Below are 16,740 nucleotides of genomic sequence, written 5' to 3'. Positions count from 1 at the left end.
GATCGAGTTTAGCACCGCGAGGCGGCGCGCTCAGCGCGGCCAGCAGGGCCGTGCCAGCAGGGCCCTGCGCCTCACGCGCGCGCTTCGAACCAGCCCAGCGTATCGTCCTTGAGCCAGGCCGCGAGGCGCTCGACGACCGCTTCCGGGTCCTGCGATGCCCCGCGCAGCGCGCATTCCCAGATCACGGCGACGCGCCAGCCTTGCGCGGCGAGCGCGGCGAGGGCTTTGGCGTCGTGGGTGCGGTTGCGGCCGATCTTGGCGCGCCAGAACTCGGGGCGCGTCGAGGGCCATTTGAACAGCGGGCAATCGTGACCGTGCCAGAAACAGCCGTGCACGAGCACGACGGCGCGATAGCGCGGCAAGACGATGTCGGGACGGCCGGGCAACTCGCGCACGTCCAGCCGGAAGCGAAAACCGCGCCGATGCAGCAGGCTGCGGATCAGCCTCTCGGGTTTCGTGTTGCGCCCGCGGATGCCGGACATCATCCGGCTGCGGGTCGCGCTGTCGACGACGTCGACCACGGCATTCAGGCGGCGAGCGCCGCCTCGTCCCGGCCGGCCTTCGCGGCTTTGGCGCCGCCCGCGCGCCGCTTCGTTGCCGCTTTCGCTTTGGTCTTGCCGCCGGCGAGCGCCGCGTCGAGATGCGGCATCATCGTGCGCGCGACTTCGCGCATCACCGGCATCACCACGCTATTGCCGAACTGCCGATACGCCTGGGTGTCGCTCACCGGAATACGGAAGGTGTCGGGAAAGCCCATCAGGCGCGCGCACTCGCGCGGCGTGAGGCGGCGCGGACGCACGCCTTCGCCCTGATAGACGAGGATTTCGCTGCCGTCCTTGTGATAGCGCGCGGACAGCGTGCGCGTGACGCTCTGCGGAAACGCCATGCCGTAGCCAAAGCCGTTGCCGGCCGCGCGATGTTTTTCGGCGTATTGCTGCAGATAGGCCCACAGACCGGGCGTGAGCGTGTACTTCGGCTGCACGCGGCGCGCCGAATGATCGAAGAAACGCTCGCCGTCCCACGGCAGCAGCGGTTCGCTGCCGTCGGTGCGATGCAGGATCGAGGCGAGGCGCGGGCCGTCATCGGGCAGCTCGAGCGCGTCCCATGTGAACGGCGTGGGCTCGCGAAAGCCGACGATGATGATGCGCTCGCGATGCTGCGGCGTGAAATGCCGCCCGTCGATCACGCGGTAGTGCACGTCGTAGCCGAGTTCGTCGCGCAGCACCTGCAGGATCACGTCGAAGGTGCGGCCATGATCGTGCGACAGCAGGTTCTTGACGTTTTCGAGCAGGAAGGCGGCGGGGCGCTTTTCGGCGATGATGCGCGCGACATCGAAAAACAGCGTGCCTTGCGTGCTGCACTCGAAACCGTGCGGGCGGCCCAGCGCGTTCTTCTTCGACACACCCGCGATCGAGAACGGCTGACACGGGAAGCCCGCCAGCAGGACGTCGTGATCGGGCACATCGGCGGCCGGAAATTCGACGATATCGCCCACGTAGGCGTGACCCTCGCCATCGGCGGGACCGTAGTTTTCCAGATAGGTCTTCTTCGAGAACTTGTTCCACTCGCTCGTCATCACGCAGGCGCCGCCCTGGGCTTCGAAGCCCATGCGGATGCCGCCGATACCGGCGAACAGATCGACGAAGCGAAAGCGTGCGGGCGCAACCGTCGCGCGCGCGGCTGTCGCTGCGGGCGCGGGATCGGCGCTGCGCAGCAACTCGCGCAGCGCGGCGTCGAGCATGGCGGGGCACGGCGTTTCGCCTTTTTCCCACCGACGCACGGTCTTGACGTCCTTGCCGACATGAGCGGCGATCTGCTGCTGCGTGAAGCGCTGACGTGCCTGCGCAAGCAGGTTTCGCGTATGGGCCGGATGCACGAAGTCCTCTCTGGGTATTTTGGCGGACATTATGACCGATACCTGACCCCCGTTACCAGGAATTCAGGACGCAAATGTGCCTCGCGCGTACGAAAGACGCGCGAACCGGGTCAGTCAACCAGAAAGACGACGGGGTGTATCAGTGATTCGCGGCTTGATTCGCGATCTGGCCGGCCGCCTGAGCGGCGAGACTTGCGGCCAGCGACGCGGCGTTCAGTTCGTGCAGGTCGATCTGCACCAGCAGACTGTCGATATCGGCAAGCTGGCCTTTGTTGATATGGCCAGTGTCGAGCAGCCGGTGCAGGCGTGCGCGCCAGTAATTCGCGGAGAGGATCGGCCCGCCGAGGTCGCCCGTGAGGGAGAGCGGCATGACGCGACGGATGTGGGCAATGTCCTGATCGATCAGATTCGTCATCAGGTAGCCGGCGGGGAGGGGACGGAGCGTGTCCATGTAGGAAGATTACGACAGCTCCGACCCTAACTTTAATTCTTTGCGCTCCTTGTTTACCCTGGTGCGGCCCAGCCGATGGTTCGGCTGGCTATTGCAACTTCGACGACCTCGCGAATTCAGCCCAGCAGCAACATCGTCAGCGACGAATACACGACGGCGGTGAGCGCGGCGATCAGGGCGAAAACGTAGGGCGAGGTCATGGCGGGGGTCTCCGATGGTCTGCGCGAAGGAACCGGTCTGTGAGCGGCGTCGTGCTGGAAACCATCGTAGGCGAAGCTGGCCCGCGTGAAAGTTAACAATTGACAAACCAAAGTGGGCTGGCGAACACAGTCGCCAGCCCGGCGCGCGATGCCCGGCGCGCGCGCGGCGGGTTTATTCCGCGGTGGCGTCCGGCGCTTCGGGAGCGTCCGGCGTTTCCGGTGCATCTGCCGGCGCCGGGCCCTGCGCGGCGCCTTCGAGGAAGCGGCGCGTGGCGGCGAACGATTGCAGCATCTGCTCGGGCCACGGCGTTTGCAGCATGACGGCCTGATGGTTTTCGAACGTCGACGACAGCAGATTGATCAGCTCCGGCGAGCTCAGGTGGCGCAGCAGCACGCTCACGGCGATGGCGGTTGCCTGGCTCGCGCCTGCGGTCTGCAGTTCGGAATGGGTGAGAGCGGCGACTTGCTTCTGGATGTCCATAGGGGATCTGCCTGAAAAAAGCGCACTGCGGCGCGCGTGAAATTCGGCTGGAACGAGGGTTCAGTAGCGAAACACGTGCCGCGCGGCGCTGAAAAATCGGAAAGCGGGAACAGGAATGTCCGTGCCCCGGTCTGTGAACTACGCGACCGGCGACGGCTGAAAAGGCAAGGGAAGATGGGATCGGGCTTGCGTGGCTGGTCCCCCTGGCAGGAATCGAACCTGCATCTAGCGCTTAGGAGGCACTTGTTCTATCCATTGAACTACAGGGAGCATCCAGTACTGCTGCGGGGCATGCGAGCCCCGACTCCGCCCAGCTGCCATGTTTCCCAAGTCACCCGTCATGGCGCGGAGTGCGCGCAGGGACGTAGCCCGCGCAGGCGCAAGAGTATAACAAACGCGATGCGGCGGGAAAATGGCGCTCGCGTGTCAATCGACACGCGACGATCCGCTTAGACCTTAAAACTCGACGACCGAGAATTCGGCCTTGCCCACATCGCACAGCGGGCAGCGCCAGTCTTCCGGGATATCCGCGAAACGCGTGCCCGCGGCGATGCCTTCGTCGGGCAGGCCTTCTTCTTCGTTATAGATCCAGCCGCAGATCAGGCAGATCCAGCTCTTGTACTCGATGACTTCGCTCACAACACACCTTTGTTCATTGCAGTTCGCAGCCCGAAGCTGCGGATAAACCGGCCATATGGCCCCGTTTAGCCGGGGCGAGGGCGACCCGCGATGTTACCGGAAAACGGCGGGCACACCGTTCGCGGGACTTTTGCGGGGCGATTGGCGTCACGTCGCGTAGCGTATTCGCATCGCATCAAGCGATGTATCGGCGCGGTATTGACGATGGTTTGCGGCTGCGCGGCGTCGCGATGTTGGGTCATGATCGCGGTGTATGCTTGGCCGCGAGCCGATGCAATCGGGCAACCATCAATCGAGAGAACAGAGGAGCGAACCATGATGAAGAGGAACTGGCTGGCCGGCATGACCTTCGCGGCGTGTCTCGTGGCAAGCGGCGTCGCGCACGCCGAGGGCGTCTACTTCGTCGAGCCGAAGGACGGCGCCACCGTGAGCAATCCCGTGCACGTGAAATTCGGCATCGACGGCATGACGGTCGCGCCCGCCGGCACCGTCACGCCCAATACGGGCCATCATCATCTGCTGATCGACGGCCAGCCGCTTGCGCAAGGCACGGTCGTGCCGGTCAACGATAAATCGATTCACTACGGCAAAGGTCAGACCGAGGCCGATATCACGCTGCCGCCGGGCGATCACACGCTCACGGCGCAGTTCGCCAACGGCGCGCATCAGTCCTACGGCCCCGAGTGGAGCAAGACGATTACGGTCCACGTGAAGTAAGCGCAAGCGGGCGGCGCGGAGCCGACCGTGCCGCCCGGTACAATACGGGCTTGCTCTCCAACGCAGGCCTCGGTTTCCATCCATGTCGCTTTACTCCATCTCCGACGCGCAACTCGCGTTTGGTCACGTCGCGCTGCTCGATCACGCGGACTTTTCGCTCGAAGCCGGCGAGCGCGTCGGCCTGATCGGCCGTAACGGCGCGGGCAAGTCGTCGCTGCTCACGATCGTCGCCGATCTCGCCCGTCCCGACGACGGCCTCGTCACGCGCCAGCAGAATCTCACGACCGTCTACGTGCCGCAGGAACCGGATTTCGATACCGATGCCTCGGTGTTCGACACGGTTGCCTCCGGCCTCGCGCAGGTGCGCGCGCTGCTCGACGAATACGATGTGGTCGCGCATGAGCTCGCGGAAACGCCCGAAGGCGCGGATCACGACGCGCTGCTCGCGCGCATGAACACGCTGCAATCGTCGCTGGACGCGCACGACGGCTGGAACTGGCGCACGCGCGTGGCCACCACGCTCGCGCAGATCGGCCTCGAAGGCGAAGCGCGCGTGGGCGCGCTCTCGGGCGGGATGCAAAAGCGCGTGGCGCTGGCGCGCGCGCTGGTGCTGCAGCCGGACGTGCTGCTGCTCGACGAACCGACCAACCACCTCGATTTCGACGGCATCCGCTGGCTCGAAGAACTGCTGGTTTCGCAGCGTTCGAGCCTGCTGTTCATCACCCACGATCGTGCCTTCCTCGATCGCGTGGCCACGCGCATCGTCGAACTCGATCGCGGCAAGCTGCTCTCGTATCCGGGCAACTTCACGCAGTATCAGGAGCGAAAGGCGCAGCAGCTCGAAGTCGAGCGCGTGGAAAACGCGAAGTTCGACAAGCTGCTCGCGCAGGAAGAAGTGTGGATTCGCAAGGGCGTGGAAGCGCGCCGCACGCGCAGCGTCGGGCGTATCGCGCGTCTCGTGCAGATGCGTAACGATCGCGCCGAGCGCCGCAACGTGCAGGGCAACGTGAAGCTGGACGTTTCGCAGGGCGAGAAGTCGGGCAAGATCGTCGCCGAACTCACGGACGTGGTGAAGCGCTACGGCGATCGCACGATCGTCGATAACTTCTCGGGTACGGTGATGCGCGGCGACAAGATCGGCTTTGTCGGCCCGAACGGCGCGGGCAAGACCACGCTGCTCAAGCTGATTCTCGGCGAACTGAAGGCCGATGAAGGCACCGTGCGCGTGGGCACGAATCTGCAGGTGGCGTATTTCGACCAGATGCGCGCGCAGCTCGACCTCGAAAAAACGCTGGCCGATACCATCAGCCCGGGCAGCGACTGGGTCGAGATCAACGGCACGAAGAAGCACGTCATGAGCTATCTGGGCGACTTCCTGTTCGCGCCCGAGCGTGCGCGTTCGCCCGTGAAGTCGCTCTCGGGCGGCGAGCGTAACCGTCTGCTGCTCGCGCGTCTGTTCGCGCGCCCGGCGAACGTGCTGGTGCTCGACGAGCCGACCAACGACCTCGATATTCCGACGCTCGAACTGCTCGAAGAACTGCTCGCCGATTACGACGGCACCGTGCTGCTGGTCTCGCACGATCGCGCATTCCTCGACAACGTGGTGACGTCGGTGATCGCGGCCGAGGGCGCAGGGCGCTGGCGCGAATACGTCGGCGGTTTCAGCGACTGGCAGACGCAGAGTGCGCGCGCGCAGGAAATTGCCGAAGCGCGTGCGCCGAAGGAAGCCGCACCGGCCGCGGTTGCGCAGAAGGACGGCGGGGCGGCCCGCAACGCGCAGCGCAGCGTGAAGCTGTCGTTCAAGGAGCAGCGCGAGCTGGAAGAGCTGCCGAAGAAGATCGAGGCGCTGGAGACGGAGCAGAAGACCATCGGCGCGCAGATCGAGGATGGCTCGATTTTCGCGAAGGATGCGAAGGAAGGCACGCGCATGACCGAGCGCTATGCAGCCATCGACGAGGAATTGCTCGTTGCGCTGGAGCGCTGGGAAGAGCTTGAGGCGAAGCGGAAGTGATGCTGCAGTAATACGGGAAAACGGTCTGATGAAGGCCGTTTTTTTTATGGCGTGGAACGATGGGGCGGGAATACACGCGTTCGTCCCAATCCTTGCAACGAACAGTCCACCAACGCAGCTAGCGAAAATCCCCCAACCACCCGCGCCAAACCCCTTGCGGCAAGCGCTTCATTCTACGCGACTCGCGTTCCAGGAAACCCCCTGGCCGAACGGCCGACCCCCAAGCAAATTGCCGCGCGGTCCCAAATCAGTACAATACCTCGCGAATACGGCGGACCGGGTTTGCGCGCCGCGCCTGCGCGCCAGGCGAGCAGCCCGTCCATGCCATTGTTTCGTCACGGTTTTTTTGAACACTCAACGCGTTTTCCCCGCAGATGTCCACAGCCTCTGTGGACAAGCGCGCGGACAACCCCCTGCGGATCACCATGTCAACGAAGAAGTCAAACGCTGCGAACGCTGGATATAGCGAAGCGTCGATCAAGGTGCTCAAGGGCCTCGAGCCCGTCCGGCAACGGCCGGGCATGTACACGCGCACCGAGAATCCGCTGCACATCATCCAGGAAGTCATCGACAACGCCTCGGACGAAGCGCTCGGCGGCTTCGGCCGTCGCATCACGGTCACGCTGCACGCGGACCAGTCGGTTTCCGTCGAAGACGACGGCCGCGGCATTCCGTTCGGCCTGCACCCGGAAGAGAAGGTGCCGGTCGTCGAAATCGTTTACACGCGCCTGCACGCGGGCGGCAAGTTCGACAAGGCCGCCGGCGGCGCCTACACGTTCTCGGGCGGCCTGCACGGCGTGGGCGTCTCGGTCACCAATGCGCTCTCCAAACGCCTCGACGTGACCGTCTGGCGCGACGGCAAGGTGGCCGAACTCGGTTTCTCGAACGGCGATGTCGTCAAGCCGCTGAGCGTGCGCAACGCCACGCGCGAAGAAAAGAAGACCGGCACGCGCGTGACCGCGTGGGCCGACCCGAAATATTTCGATTCGCCCAACCTGCCGCTCGGCGAGTTGCAACGCCTGCTGCGCTCGAAGGCCGTGCTGCTGCCGGGCGTCGAAGTCGAACTGATCAACGAAAAAACCGGCGAGCGCCTGAGCTGGAAGTATGAAGACGGCCTGCGCGGCTATCTGCTCGAAGGCATGGGCGGCGCCGATCTGCTGATCCCGTTGTTCGAAGGCGAGCGCTACGCCGACGGCCGCACCAACGACGACACCTTCGCCGAAGGCGAAGGCGCCGCGTGGGTCGTGGCGTGGTGCGAGGAAGGCCCGCTCACGCGCGAGTCCTACGTCAACCTGATCCCCACGCCCGCGGGCGGCACGCACGAAAGCGGCCTGCGCGACGGTCTGTTCCAGGCCGTGAAGAGCTTTGTCGAGTTGCACAATCTTCAGCCCAAGGGCGTGAAGCTGCTGCCCGAAGACGTGTTCGCGCGCGTGTCGTTCGTGCTGTCGGCCAAGGTGCTCGATCCGCAATTTCAGGGGCAGATCAAGGAGCGCCTGAACAGCCGCGACGCCGTCAAGCTGGTGTCGTCGTTCACGCGCCCGGCGCTCGAACTGTGGCTCAACCAGCACGTCGAGCACGGCAAGAAGCTCGCCGATCTCGTCATCAAGCAGGCGCAGGCGCGCACCCGCGCGGGCCAGAAGGTCGAGAAGCGCAAGAGTTCGGGCGTCGCTGTGCTGCCCGGCAAGCTGACCGACTGCGAAGCAACCGATATCGCGCGTAACGAACTGTTCCTGGTCGAGGGCGACTCGGCGGGCGGTTCGGCGAAGATGGGCCGCGACAAGGAATATCAGGCGATCCTGCCGTTGCGCGGCAAGGTGCTGAACACCTGGGAAACCGAGCGCGACCGTCTCTTTGCCAACAACGAAGTGCATGACATTTCGGTGGCGATCGGCGTCGATCCGCATAGCCCGGACGAGACCGTCGATCTCTCGAATCTGCGCTACGGCAAGATCTGCATTCTCTCGGACGCGGACGTCGACGGTTCGCACATCCAGGTGCTGCTGCTCACGCTGTTCTTCAAGCACTTCCCGCAACTGATCGAGCGCGGTCATGTGTATGTGGCGCGCCCGCCGCTGTTCCGCGTCGACGCGCCCGCGCGCGGCAAGAAGCCCGCGCAGAAGCTCTACGCGCTCGACGAAGGCGAACTCGAAGCGATTCTCGACAAGCTGCGCAAGGACGGCGTGCGCGACACGCAATGGTCCATCAGCCGCTTCAAGGGTCTCGGCGAAATGAGTGCCGAACAGCTCTGGGACACGACGATGAACCCCGACACGCGCCGCCTGTCGCCCATCCTGCTCGGCGACCTCGACTACGAGGCCACCGTCGCGCGCATGACGATGCTGATGGGCAAGGGTGAAGCGGCTTCGCGCCGTTCGTGGCTCGAAGAGAAGGGCAACGAAGTCGAAGCGGATATCTGATCCGCACCTTCTGCATAACTGCCCACACAGATTACGGACTGACTGAAAAACATGGACGATCTTTTTGTTGAAGCGAATGGCGCCGAAGGCGGCGACTCGCTCACGCTCGGCCACTACGCGGAACGCGCCTACCTCGACTACGCCGTGAGCGTGGTCAAGGGCCGCGCGCTGCCCGACGTCTGCGACGGCCAGAAGCCGGTGCAGCGCCGCATCCTGTTCGCGATGAACGAAATGGGACTCGGCGACAACGCCAAGCCCGTGAAGTCGGCGCGCGTGGTCGGCGACGTGCTCGGTAAATACCACCCGCACGGCGACCAGTCGGCGTACGACGCGCTCGTGCGTCTGGCTCAGGACTTCTCGATGCGCTATCCGCTCATCGACGGTCAGGGCAACTTCGGTTCGCGCGACGGTGACGGCGCGGCGGCGATGCGTTACACGGAAGCGCGCCTCACGCCCATCGCCAAGCTGCTGCTCGACGAAATCGACATGGGTACGGTCGATTTCATGCCGAACTACGACGGTTCCTTCCAGGAGCCGAAGACGCTGCCCGCGCGTCTGCCGATGCTGCTGCTCAACGGCGCATCCGGGATTGCCGTGGGTCTGGCCACCGAAATCCCTTCGCACAATCTGCGCGAAGTGGCGACGGCGGCCGTGGCGATGATCAAGAATCCGAAGCTGACGCACGCGGAGATCATGGAGCGTCTGCCGGGGCCCGATTTCCCGGGCGGCGGCCAGATCATTTCGAGCGAAGCGGAAATCGCGGCGGCGTATGAAACGGGCCGCGGCAGCCTGAAGGTGCGCGCGCGCTGGAAGATCGAAGAACTCGCGCGCGGCCAGTGGCAACTGGTCGTCACCGAACTGCCGCCGAATACCTCGGGCCAGAAGGTGCTCGAAGAAATCGAGGAGCTGACCAACCCCAAGCTGAAGCTCGGCAAGAAGACGCTCACGCCCGAGCAGTTGCAGAGCAAGCAGACCATGCTTGGCCTGCTGGACGCGGTGCGCGACGAATCGGGCAAGGCCGCGCCGGTGCGTCTGGTGTTCGAGCCGAAGACCAGCAAGATCGATCAGGGCGAGTTCATCAATTCGCTGCTCGCCAACACGAGCCTCGAATCGAACGCGTCGCTGAACCTCGTGATGATCGGCGCCGATGGCCGTCCGCGTCAGAAGGGCATCAGCGAGATCATCGGCGAGTGGATCGGCTTCCGTTTCGCCACGGTCACGCGCCGCACGCAGCATCGTCTCACCAAGGTCGACGACCGCATCCACATCCTCGAAGGGCGGATGATCGTCTTCCTCAATATCGACGAAGTCATCCGCATCATTCGCGAATCGGACGAGCCGAAGTCGGCGCTGATGAGCGCGTTCGGTCTGTCCGAGCGTCAGGCCGAGGACATCCTCGAAATCCGTCTGCGTCAGTTGGCGCGGCTGGAAAAGATCAAGATCGAGAAGGAACTCGCGGAACTGCGCGACGAGAAGGCGAAGCTCGAAGAGCTGCTGGCCAACGAGTCGTCGATGAAGCGCCTGATCGTCAAGGAAATCGAAGCCGACGCGAAGCAGTACGGCGACGATCGCCGCACGCTGATCCAGCAGGAAAAGCGCGCGACCTTCGAAGTGCGCGTGGCGGATGATCCGGTCACGGTGGTGGTGTCGCAGAAAGGCTGGGTGCGTGCGCTCAAGGGCCACGGTCTGGATCCGCAAAGCTTCACGTTCAAGGCCGGCGACGGTCTGTACGCGGCGTTCCTGTGCCGCACGCCCGACACGCTGATCGCGTGGGGCAGCAACGGCCGCGTCTATTCGGTCTCGGTGGCGCAACTGCCGGGCGGTCGCGGCGACGGCGTGCCGGTCACCTCGCTGATCGAACTCGAAGCGGGTTCGCATCTGCTGCATTACTTCGCGGCGAGCGCGGATCAACCGCTCCTGCTGGCATCGAGCAACGGCTTTGGCTTTATCGCGAAGATCGGCGACATGATCAGCCGCGTGAAGGCCGGCAAGGCCTTCATGACGATCGACGAAGGCAGCGTGCCGCTCACGCCGATGCCGATGGTGCCGGACGCGCTCCAGGTGGCGTGTCTGTCCTCGGGCGGCCGCGTGCTGGTGTTCGGCCTCGACGAGATGAAGACGCTTTCGGGCGGCGGTCGCGGCGTCACGCTGATGCAGCTCGAAGACAAGGAAACGCTGCTGCAGGCGCTGGCGATCAGCGCGGCGGGCGTGGTGCTCGAAGGCACGGGCCGCGGCCAGAAGCCGGGCGAAGACCTGATGTCGGGTCCGGTGCTGGCGCCGCAGGTCGGCAAGCGTGCCCGCAAGGGCCGCGCGCCGGACTCGAAGCTCAAGGTCATCACGGGCATGCGTCCGGTGTTGCCGCGCTAGGTCGCATCTCGCGACCCGCATCGGCATCTAGCCAGCCAGAGCACGAGCCAGCCAGGGTACGCTCCTGAACGGGCGTACACATCCAGTGCGCAACGGTGGGCGGCATGGAATAATGCCGCCCACATTGCATTCGGCGTTCGCACCGGAAATCTTTTAAGTACGAGGACTTACCAGCATGGGTCACGCGATCGAAATCGCGCTGTTTGTGCATCTTTTGAGCGTTGCGGTCTGGGTGGGCGGAATGGTTTTCGCGCACTACTGCCTGCGCCCCGCGCTCGAAGATCTTTCGCCGCAACTGCGTCTGCCGCTGATCGAATCGGTGTTCGGCCGCTTTTTCAACTGGGTGGGCGTCGCCATCATCGCGATCCTGCTGAGCGGCGGTTTTCTGCTGATGCAGTTCGGCGGCGGTCACGCCACGTGGCAGCTGCACGCCATGGCAGGGCTCGGCGTCATCATGATGCTGATCTTCGGCCACATCCGCTTTGCGCTGTTTCCGCGCATTCGCCGCGCGGTGCAGGCGCAGAAATGGCCCGACGGCGCGCGCGCCGTGGGCACGATGCGCCGCCTCGTGGTCATCAATCTCGTGCTGGGTATCGTGACGATTGGCGTCGCGGTGCTGGCGCGCGGGTACTGAAGCGGCTCGATTGCCGTTTATCGTTGTTGATGCAACGTTCGCGGCGCGTCTTTCATAGACGTTCCGCGAGCGCATAGCGCTGCATGCAGCGCTCCATCGCGTCGAAGAACGCTTCTTCGGCCGCATTCATCTTGCGTTCGCGATGCCACAGCAAGTGGATATCGACATCCGCGAGACCTTCGTCCGGCGGCAGCCGCCACAGGCGTTGCCGCGCCAGATCGTCCTTCACCGTATGTTCGGGCAGGCAGCCGATGCCGTAGCCCGCATAGATCAGCCGCCGCACTTCGTCCAGACTCGGCGACGACGCCACGATACGCCCCGTAAAGCCGCGCTGATCGCGAAACACCGTGAGCGGCGACAGGCTGTCGCCAATCTGGTCGCTCGTGAACGACACGAAATTTTCCGCGAGCAGATCGTCCATCGTCAGTTGCGACAGGCCGAACAGCCGGTGATGCCGGCCGCAGAAAATCGCGTAGCGCTGACGCAGAAAACAGCGCATTTCCAGCTTGTCGACGGGCGTGCGGCACAGGCTCAAACCCGCCGTCGCGGTCTTTTGCTGCAGCGATGAAATGATGTCGGTCGAGCGCATCACTTCGATCTGCAGATCGATGCGCGGGTAGGCGACGTGGAATTCCGCGAGGAATTCGTCATAGACGCGCGACTCGATCCGGCTCACCGTCAGCAGGCGGATCGAACCGGTGATGTCGGCGGTGCGTTCGTCCAGTTCGGTTTCGAGCCGCGAGATATTGCCGTAGATGTCGCTGGCGATCCGATACACCTCTTCGCCGGCCTGGGTCGGCACGAAATGCGCGCCGCGCCGCTCGATCAGCTTGCGGCCGAGCGATTCTTCGAGGCGCTTGAGCGCCTGGCTGACGGCCGGTTGCGTCACGTAAAGGCGCGCGGCGGCGCGGCTGAGGCTGCGCTCCTGCATGATCGCCAGATAGGTGCGCAGCAGATTCCAGTCGAGCCGGTCGTTCAGAAAGCGAGTGGTGTCGGCGCGCATGCGCGGGCTCCGGGCGGTTGTCAGGCGCACGTGCGCCCGAGGTATTAGCTAGATTTATGTGCTGAATAATAACTCGAAATTTGACTAATGTTTTATGGCTGGCGATAAAGCACGTATGGCGAATGCGCTGAAAAGCCCGTTCGCCAGCCATCAAAGCCAGACTAAATACCGCACGCGCCCGAAGGAGACTGACCCATGGCCACCCCGCAATCCATCGCGTCCACTGCCGCCGTCCGGCAGCCTGTGCGCGCCGCCGCCGCAGCGTTCATCGGCACCATGATCGAGTGGTACGACTTCTACATCTACGCCACGGCCGCCGCGCTGGTGTTCGGCGAGCTGTATTTCCCGTCCGAAGACCGCTTTGTCAGCACGATGGCCTCGTTCGCGACCTTCGCCGTGGGCTTTTTCGCGCGTCCGCTGGGCGGTGTGATCTTCGGCCATCTGGGCGACCGCATCGGCCGCAAGAAGGCGCTCATGACCACGCTGATGATGATGGGCGTGGCGACCGTGTGCGTCGGGCTGCTGCCGTCGTATGCGAAGGTTGGGGCGCTCGCGCCCGTGCTGCTGGTGCTGCTGCGCGTGGTGCAGGGCATCGCCGTGGGTGGCGAATGGGGCGGCGCGGTGCTGATGGCGGGCGAACACGCGCCCGAAGGCCGCCGCACGTTTTTCGCGTCGTTCGCGCAACTGGGCTCGCCCGCCGGGCTGATTCTCTCGCTGCTCGCGTTCCGCTCGGTGACGTCGCTCGACAAGGCCGATTTCCTCTCCTGGGGCTGGCGCCTGCCGTTCCTGATCTCGGCGGTGTTGCTGATCGTCGGCATCATGATCCGGCTGGGCGTGAACGAATCGCCCGAGTTCGAGAAGCTCAAGGACCAGCGCCGCACCGCCAAACTGCCGATCGCCGAAGTCTTCAGCTCGGCGTCGGGCCTCGTGCTGCTGTGCATCGGCGCGAACACCATCGGCATTGCGGGCGTGTACTTCACCAACACGTTCATGATCGCGTACACGACGCAGTACGTCGGCATCACGCGTTCGATGATTCTCGACTGCCTGTTTATCGTCGCCTTCATCCAGTTCCTCTCGCAGCCGCTGGCCGCGTGGCTCGCCGAACGCCTGGGCGGCGCGCGCTTCCTCAAGATCGCGGCCATCGGCGCGATGCTCTCGCCGTATCCGATGTTCGTGCTCGTGCAGAGCGGCCATGTCGTGCCGATGGTGATCGGCATCGCCATCGCCGTGGTCTGCATGGCCAGCTATTACTCGGTGATCGCGGGCTTTGTGTCGGGCGTGTTCCCCACGCGCGTGCGTTATTCGGCGATCTCGCTCTCGTATCAGGTGTGCGGCGCGATTGCGGGCGGTCTGACGCCGCTCGTCGGCACGTGGCTCGCGCATCGCTATGCCGGGCAGTGGTGGCCGCTGGCGGTGTTCTACACGTGTCTCGCCGCCATCTCGCTGCTGTGCATCGTCGCGCTCGACGCGCGCCGCAGCCAGCACGCGCACGACGAAGCCGCCGCCCAAGCGCTCAGCTCGCACTGAACCGACTCTGCTTCGACCAATCGATCTCAACGGAAGGACCGATGAAAGACCTCTTGCAAATCGACGGCCCGCGCCTGTGGGCGAGCCTGACCGACATGGCGCGCATCGGCGCGACGGCGGGCGGCGGCGTGCGCCGCCTCGCGCTCACCGAACAGGACCGCCAGGGCCGCGAATTGTTCGCACGCTGGTGCGTGGAAGCGGGCATGACCGTGTGGACCGACGAAGTCGGCAATCTGTTCGCGCGCCGCGCGGGCACCGATGCGAACGCCGCGCCCGTGCTGATGGGCAGCCACCTCGACACGCAGCCTGAAGGCGGGCGCTTCGACGGCGTCTACGGCGTGCTGGCGGCGCTCGAAGTGGTGCGCGCGCTCAACGACGCGAACGCGACCACGCAAAAGCCCATCGAAATCTGCTCGTGGACCAACGAAGAGGGCGCGCGCTTTACGCCGGCGATGCTCGGCTCGGCGGTATTCGCGGGCGCGATGACGCTGGCCGACGCGCTCGCCCGCGAAGATGCCGATGGCGTGACGCTCGGCGCGGCGCTCGATACGTGCGGCGCGCGCGGCACGCAGCCCGTGCAGGGCGTGGCGGTCGACAGTTACTTCGAAGCCCATATCGAACAAGGGCCGATCCTGGAAGCGAACGGCACGACCATCGGCGTGGTGACGGGCGGCCAGGCGATCCGCTGGTTCGATGTCAACGTGACGGGCGTGGCCGCGCATGCGGGCACGACGCCGATGCGCTACCGCAAGGACGCGTACTTTGGCGCCGCGCAGATGGCGCTGGAAATCGAGCGCGTGATGGCGCGTTATGCGCCGCTCGGCCTCGTGACGATCGGTCAGATGCAGATTGCGAATTCGTCGCGCAACACCATCGCCGCGAATCTGACCTTCACGGTCGATCTGCGCCATCCCGACGATGCCCAGATCGACGCGATGGAGCGCGATCTGCGTGCGGTCTGCGCGGCGGTGAGCGGCTCGCGCGGGCTGGGCGTGAACATCGCGCATTGCTGGACCAGCCCGGCCACGCCGTTCGATCCCGCCTGCGTGGCGCTGGTGGCCGATGCGGTCGAGCGCCTCGGGTATTCGAACGAGTGCATCGTCAGCGGCGCGGGGCACGACGCGATCCACCTCGCGCGCTACTGCCCGACGGCGATGGTGTTCATCCCGTGTGTGGACGGCCTCTCGCACAACGAAGCGGAAGACGCGCTGCCCGAAGACGTGACGGCCGGCACCAACGTGCTGCTCAACGCCGTGGCCGCGCGCGCGGGTGTCAATGTGCAGCAGGCCGTGGCCGCCTGAAACAAGCAAGGAGTACGGAATATGAAGACGTGGTTTCATCCTGAGCAACTGCTGCACCATCCGCGCAGCTACCTGTCGCGCGGCCAGATGCGCGAGCCGCAGGAAGTGCCCGAGCGCGCCACGCGACTCGTGGCGGCGGCGCACTCGCTGGGCTTCGACGTGCGCGAACCGGCTGATTTCGGCACTGCGCCGCTCGCGGCCGTGCACGACATGAACTATCTGCGCTTCCTGGAAGAGGCGCACGCCGACTGGAAGCGCATGCCCGACGATTGGGGCGACGAAGTGATGTCGAATATCTTCGTGCGCGAGCCTAACCCGCTGCGCGGCGTGCTGGCCCAGGCCGCGCGTTATCTCGCCGATGGCAGTTGCCCGGTGGGCGCGCATACGTGGCGCGCGGCGTACTGGTCGGCGCAGAGCGCGCTGGCCGCCGCCGCGAGCGTGAACGATGGCGCGCGCGAAAGCTATGCGATCAGCCGGCCGCCCGGCCACCATGCGCGCGCCGATGCGGCGGGCGGTTTCTGCTATCTGAACAACGCGGCTGTCGCGGCGCAGGCGCTGCGCTGGCGCTTCAAGCGTGTGGCGATCCTCGACACCGATATGCACCACGGCCAGGGCGTGCAGGAAATCTTCTACGGTCGCGACGACGTGCTCTACATCTCGATTCACGGCGATCCGACCAACTTCTACCCGGTTGTCGCGGGTTACGAGGAAGAGCGCGGCGTGGGCGAGGGCGAAGGCTACAACGTCAACCTGCCGATGCCGCATGGTGCGAGCGAGGCGCAGTTCTTCGAGCGCGTGGAAGCGGCGCTGCGCGTGCTCAGGCGCTTCGAGCCGGATGCGCTGGTACTGGCGCTGGGCTTCGATATCTACAAGGACGATCCGCAGTCGAAGGTGGCGGTGAGCACGGAAGGGTTTGGTCAGCTTGGCCGCGCGATCGGTGCGCTGAATCTGCCTTCGGTGATCGTGCAGGAAGGCGGTTATCACCTCGAAAGTCTTGAAGATAACGCACGCGCGTTCTTTGGTGGGTTTATGGGGGATAGGGCGGGATAAGCGACCGTCAGACGCTAAAAAGGCAGGGCGGTGTGTACCGCGCTGCCTTTTTTATTGAGCCGG

The 16,740-nt window shown here is 64.8% G+C and carries 14 protein-coding genes and 1 tRNA gene; 8 read left to right on the top strand and 7 right to left on the bottom strand.

Annotated features, from left to right (window positions below):
* Positions 1-71: 71 nt before the first annotated feature.
* The 6 genes from G3N59_RS03240 to G3N59_RS03215 form a co-directional block, all read right to left on the bottom strand.
* Complete coding sequence (locus G3N59_RS03240) at positions 72-521, bottom strand: very short patch repair endonuclease (RefSeq protein WP_205981121.1); 450 nt, start codon at positions 519-521, stop codon at positions 72-74.
* Between the two features lie 5 nt (positions 522-526).
* Entirely contained in the window at positions 527-1,906 is a 1,380-nt protein-coding gene (dcm, locus tag G3N59_RS03235; RefSeq protein WP_205981120.1) for a DNA (cytosine-5-)-methyltransferase, read from the bottom strand.
* A gap of 109 nt (positions 1,907-2,015) precedes the next feature.
* Complete coding sequence (locus G3N59_RS03230) at positions 2,016-2,291, bottom strand: hypothetical protein (protein ID WP_205981119.1); 276 nt, start codon at positions 2,289-2,291, stop codon at positions 2,016-2,018.
* Positions 2,292-2,699: 408 nt separating this feature from the next.
* On the bottom strand, positions 2,700-3,008 hold the full coding sequence (locus tag G3N59_RS03225) for a hypothetical protein (RefSeq protein ID WP_205981118.1): 309 nt from the start codon (positions 3,006-3,008) through the stop codon (positions 2,700-2,702).
* A 195-nt stretch (positions 3,009-3,203) separates the two neighbouring features.
* Positions 3,204-3,278 (bottom strand) — tRNA-Arg (locus tag G3N59_RS03220).
* A gap of 186 nt (positions 3,279-3,464) precedes the next feature.
* Complete coding sequence (locus tag G3N59_RS03215) at positions 3,465-3,647, bottom strand: rubredoxin (protein WP_205981117.1); 183 nt, start codon at positions 3,645-3,647, stop codon at positions 3,465-3,467.
* 315 nt (positions 3,648-3,962) lie between these two features.
* Between G3N59_RS03215 and G3N59_RS03210 the strand changes: the two genes are divergently transcribed.
* The 5 genes from G3N59_RS03210 (at position 3,963) to G3N59_RS03190 (ending at position 11,793) form a co-directional block, all read left to right on the top strand.
* Positions 3,963-4,364 (top strand): DUF4399 domain-containing protein, encoded by a 402-nt coding sequence (locus G3N59_RS03210; RefSeq protein WP_205981116.1) that lies wholly within the window; start codon positions 3,963-3,965, stop codon positions 4,362-4,364.
* An 82-nt stretch (positions 4,365-4,446) separates the two neighbouring features.
* Positions 4,447-6,375 (top strand): ATP-binding cassette domain-containing protein, encoded by a 1,929-nt coding sequence (locus G3N59_RS03205; protein WP_205981115.1) that lies wholly within the window; start codon positions 4,447-4,449, stop codon positions 6,373-6,375.
* Between the two features lie 425 nt (positions 6,376-6,800).
* Entirely contained in the window at positions 6,801-8,792 is a 1,992-nt protein-coding gene (locus tag G3N59_RS03200) for a DNA topoisomerase IV subunit B (RefSeq protein ID WP_205981114.1), read from the top strand.
* 51 nt (positions 8,793-8,843) lie between these two features.
* On the top strand, positions 8,844-11,159 hold the full coding sequence (gene parC, locus G3N59_RS03195; protein ID WP_205981113.1) for a DNA topoisomerase IV subunit A: 2,316 nt from the start codon (positions 8,844-8,846) through the stop codon (positions 11,157-11,159).
* Positions 11,160-11,334: 175 nt separating this feature from the next.
* Complete coding sequence (locus G3N59_RS03190; RefSeq protein WP_205981112.1) at positions 11,335-11,793, top strand: CopD family protein; 459 nt, start codon at positions 11,335-11,337, stop codon at positions 11,791-11,793.
* Between the two features lie 52 nt (positions 11,794-11,845).
* Here the strand turns inward: G3N59_RS03190 and G3N59_RS03185 are convergent, their stop codons facing one another.
* Positions 11,846-12,796 carry a LysR family transcriptional regulator gene (locus G3N59_RS03185; RefSeq protein ID WP_205981111.1) on the bottom strand — a complete coding sequence of 317 codons (951 nt, stop codon included), beginning with the start codon at positions 12,794-12,796 and terminating at the stop codon, positions 11,846-11,848.
* A gap of 195 nt (positions 12,797-12,991) precedes the next feature.
* On the opposite strand from G3N59_RS03185, the gene G3N59_RS03180 reads away from it, so the two are divergent.
* From G3N59_RS03180 to G3N59_RS03170, 3 genes are read left to right on the top strand one after another with little or no spacing between them, the layout of a single operon-like run.
* Positions 12,992-14,326: an MFS transporter gene (locus G3N59_RS03180; protein ID WP_205981110.1), complete on the top strand. Its 1,335-nt coding sequence runs from the start codon at positions 12,992-12,994 to the stop codon at positions 14,324-14,326.
* Positions 14,327-14,367: 41 nt separating this feature from the next.
* Positions 14,368-15,627 (top strand): Zn-dependent hydrolase, encoded by a 1,260-nt coding sequence (locus G3N59_RS03175; protein WP_205981109.1) that lies wholly within the window; start codon positions 14,368-14,370, stop codon positions 15,625-15,627.
* 21 nt (positions 15,628-15,648) lie between these two features.
* A complete protein-coding gene (locus G3N59_RS03170) occupies positions 15,649-16,677 on the top strand; it encodes a histone deacetylase family protein (protein ID WP_205981108.1) in 1,029 nt (342 codons plus the stop codon).
* Positions 16,678-16,740 lie beyond the last annotated feature (63 nt).

Origin of the sequence: Paraburkholderia sp. Ac-20340 (assembly GCF_017104965.1) — a bacterium.
In the GTDB taxonomy this organism is placed as follows: Bacteria; Pseudomonadota; Gammaproteobacteria; order Burkholderiales; family Burkholderiaceae; genus Paraburkholderia.
Note: the sequence above shows the minus strand (reverse complement) of the source record. Positions and strands in the feature narration are given on the sequence as shown.